This window comes from uncultured Psychrobacillus sp. (assembly GCF_938022135.1).
Classification (GTDB): Bacteria; Bacillota; Bacilli; order Bacillales_A; family Planococcaceae; genus Psychrobacillus.
On record NZ_CALIED010000031.1, the window covers coordinates 1 to 3,975 of the forward strand.

3 protein-coding genes and 1 other annotated feature are annotated in these 3,975 nt (G+C 35.9%); of the genes, 1 reads left to right on the top strand and 2 read right to left on the bottom strand.

Features of this window, described 5'->3' with window-relative positions; translation table 11 throughout:
- Positions 1-56: 56 nt before the first annotated feature.
- On the top strand, positions 57-1,907 hold the full coding sequence (locus Q0371_RS07205; RefSeq protein WP_251556046.1) for an oligopeptide ABC transporter substrate-binding protein: 1,851 nt from the start codon (positions 57-59) through the stop codon (positions 1,905-1,907).
- A 245-nt stretch (positions 1,908-2,152) separates the two neighbouring features.
- On the opposite strand, the gene trpS is transcribed toward Q0371_RS07205, so the two are convergent.
- On the bottom strand, positions 2,153-3,139 hold the full coding sequence (gene trpS, locus Q0371_RS07210) for a tryptophan--tRNA ligase (protein ID WP_251556047.1): 987 nt from the start codon (positions 3,137-3,139) through the stop codon (positions 2,153-2,155).
- A 45-nt stretch (positions 3,140-3,184) separates the two neighbouring features.
- Positions 3,185-3,398, bottom strand: a binding site (T-box leader).
- 51 nt (positions 3,399-3,449) lie between these two features.
- Positions 3,450-3,794, bottom strand: a complete 345-nt coding sequence (locus Q0371_RS07215) for a DUF3899 domain-containing protein (protein ID WP_251556048.1) — start codon at positions 3,792-3,794, stop codon at positions 3,450-3,452.
- Positions 3,795-3,975 lie beyond the last annotated feature (181 nt).

Consider the following 3,975-nt stretch of genomic DNA (forward strand, 5'->3'; position numbering starts at 1 on the left):
TCCATACTTGTTTCGATTTAAGTACGGGCAAAGATATATAAAAAGGAGGAAAAAGGATGAATAAGAAGCTTTGGACATTATTAGCTGTACTAATAGCATTTATGCTTGTGTTAGGCGCATGTAACAACGACGAAGAATCTTCAGGCTCAAATACTGAAGGAACAACAGAACCGGCAAAGACTGAGGACGATAAGGATAAAGAAGAAGATAAAGAGGAAGAACCTGCTGCAGAAGAAGGTACTTCAGAATTTTCTCAAAAGGTTGAGCATGAGGGAGATGCAATTGATGGCGGAATTTTAAAGGTTGCATTAGGAACAGATACTCCTTTTGAAGGGATCTTCTCTCTAGTATTATATCAAAATGGTGTAGATGCAGATATTTTAGATTACGCTAGTAATTCCATTTTCTCTGTAGATGGTGACTTTTTAATTGATGACAGAGGTATTGCTACACTTGAAGCAGACCCTAATACAAACAAAGCAACAATTAAAATCCGTGAAGGTGTAAAATGGTCAGATGGCGAGCCTTTGAAAATTGAAGATGTTATGCTTCCATATTTAATCATTGGACACCCAGACTATCAAGGTATTCGTTATGACGGAGATTTTAAAAATATCATTGGTGCAGAAGAGTATAATGCAGGAACTGCTGATACAATTTCTGGATTAAAAAAGGTTGACGAAACTACATTAGAAATTTCCTTTAAAAAATTATCTCCAGCAATTTATTCAGGTGGAGATGGTCTATGGAGTTCTGCTGAACCAAGTCATATTTTAAAAGATATTCCAGTAGGACAATTGTTAGAATCTGACCCAGTTCGTAAAAACCCATTATCTTTAGGTGCATTTAAATTTGAAAAAATTATTCCTGGTGAATCTGTTCAATTTGTAAAAAATGAACATTACTTTAAAGGAGAGCCTAAGTTGGATGGCGTACTTTTAAAAGTAGTACCTTCTAGCTCAATCTCTAAAGCGTTAGAAACTGGTGAATATCATATGACAGCTGGATCATTACCAGCAACGAAGTATGCGGAAGTAAAAGACTTTAAAAATGCTTCTGTACTTGTTCAACCAGAGTTATCTTATTCCTACCTTGGATTTAAATTAGGTAAGTTTGACACTAAAACTAAATTAAGTACAATGGATCCAAATGCTAAAATGGCTAATCTAAACTTACGTATGGCAATGGGATATGCTTTAGATGTAGAGTCTGTAAATGAAGCATATTACGATAATTTACGAACTCGTGCAACTGGTTTAATACCACCAGCATTTGCTTCTTTCTATGATGACACTTTAGAGGGCATAAAGTATGATCCAGCAAAAGCAGAACAATTATTAGACGAAGCTGGTTATAAAGATATCGATGGAGACGGATTCCGTGAAACTCCAGAAGGCGAAAAATTAGAGATTAATTATGCAGGTATGTCAGGAGACGTTACAGCTGAAGAAATGGCTGCATATTGGATTCAAAACTGGAGAGACGTTGGTCTAAAGGTTGTATTAACATCTGGTCGTTTAATCGAAATGAACTCTTTCTATGATAAAGTAGAAGCAGATGACCCTGAAATTGATATTTACATGGGAGCTTGGGGAACAGGTACAAACCCATCACCACTAGGCTTATATGGAAAAGACTCAGCATTTAACTATAGCCGCTTTACTTCACCTGAATTAGATGAATTATTAGCAGCTATCGATTCACCGGATGCATTTGACTCTGCAAAACGTGCGCAAGCATTCCGTGATTTCCAAGTATACATGTCAGAGCAAGTTCCAGTAATTCCTACTCAATTCCGTAGCGCAATTTATGTAGTTAACAAGGCAGTGAAAAACTATGATGTAACTTATGGTACTGACTTTGGATTACATGAACTTCAACTAGTATCAGAAGAGCCATTAAAATAATCTTCAAAAAAACCGTTCCTAGACGAAAGTTTAGGAACGGTTTTTCATATGTTTTATGAAGGACGTGATAATAATGAGACTACTAATTTTTCTAATAAGCTACGGAATAGCAATTATCAGCTGCTCCCATTTAGTACTATATTTAAATTTCCTGTCTTTAGGATATTCATGGAAATCAGTGCTGATGTATATGCTAAACTCAAAAGATTTTATTATCTTCTGTCTATCCATTTTAGGATTAACGATTAGCGTCTTCTACCGAGACCCATTGCGGCTTCCATCTTAACAAGTGTTTCATTTGCTAATTGGTTAGCTTTTTCTGCACCGCGATCTAGAATGGAATCTAGTTCTGATGAGTTTAATAATTCCTCGTATCTCTGTTGAATAGGTGCTAGATGATTAATAATAGCTTCTGCAACAGATGCTTTAAAATCTCCATAACCTTTTCCTTCATATTTAGCTACTAATTCTGGAATAGGTGTACCCGTCAAAGCAGATTCTATTGTTAATAGATTAGAGACACCTGGTTTGTTTTCAGTATCAAATGCTACGATTCCTTCTGAATCAGTAACAGAGCTTTTGATTTTCTTTTCTATTTGCTTTGGCGTATCTAAAATACGAATAGTTGCTTTTTGATTAGGGTCTGACTTACTCATTTTTTTCGTTGGATCCTGCAGGGATTTGATACGTGCGCCGTGCTTAGGAAGCTGGATTTCAGGCATAGTTAATACATTACCGTATCTTTTATTGAAACGTTCTGCCAAGTCACGAGTTAGTTCTATATGTTGTTTTTGATCATCGCCAACAGGTACGATGTTTGTTTGGTAAAGAAGTATATCAGCGGCCATAAGTGGTGGGTAAGTCAATAATCCAGCAGTCACAGCATCTTTCCCATCTGATTTATCTTTGAACTGCGTCATTCTTTCCAGTTCTCCAATGTGAGAAATACATTGCATCATCCATCCTGCTTTTGCATGGGCTGGAACCTCTGACTGGACAAACAAAATCGACTTCTCTGGATCTATTCCTACCGCTAGATATAAGGCTGCCAACGAACGAATATGATTTTGAAGTTCTTGGGGGTCTTGAGCTACAGTAATAGCATGCTGATCTACGATGCAAAAAATACAATCGTTATCATTTTGTAGGTCTATAAACTGTCTAAATGCGCCGATATAATTTCCCAAAGTAATTGTACCGGTAGGCTGGACGCCCGAAAAAAGTGTTTTCATAAAATTTTCCTCCTTAGAATATAAAAAAACATCATGCATCCCTAAAAAAGGGACGAATGATGTAATATCCGTGGTACCACCCAGCTTGCTAAAATAAATAGCCACTCTTCTTCATAACGCGAAGGAAACGGTATAAGCTACTTGACCTTTCACTTATACTGCTCAGAAGCCCATTCCATTTATCGTATGATCTGCTTGCAGCATCCGCAGACTCTCTAAACACACTCTATAAATGTACTTTCTTCATCAAAGCTCTTTATTTAGTTTTGATTATTATATATAGAAGAAACTCAAAAATCAAGGGACAAATTTATCCATAATAAAAAAGTAACGCTATACATGTACAAGCTAAAATTGATAACCCTAAAGCAAATAGTGGTTTAGGGGAGAAAGAAAAAACTTCGGAAGGAAGTCGCATATTCACAATCTCATCTTTTAAATGTTTTCTAGTGAAAAATTTCCTTGAGCCAGACGCATAAAGATCAAAAAATCCTCCTGATACAACATATGTAACTAGACCAATAAATGTGACAAGTCCTCCTATATAGAAGGAAACATTAGTATATGCTTCCAGATCGATACGTTTAGTCGTTAATAACATCACTAAAATTATAATAATCTGAGCACTAAAAAAATAGATAAGCTTCTTTTTCATAATTCACCTCTAATAAATTAAATTATAGAAGATTTGTTTGAAATAATCAAAACTAATAAAAAATATGGCTATGTTAAAGCGTAGGGTTGAATTATAATGCAAAGAAATCTTTAAAACAGAGAGTAAAATTGATTTCCGCCCCAGCCGGACGCTTTCCTCGGGGTGAGCGATAAGCCATCAC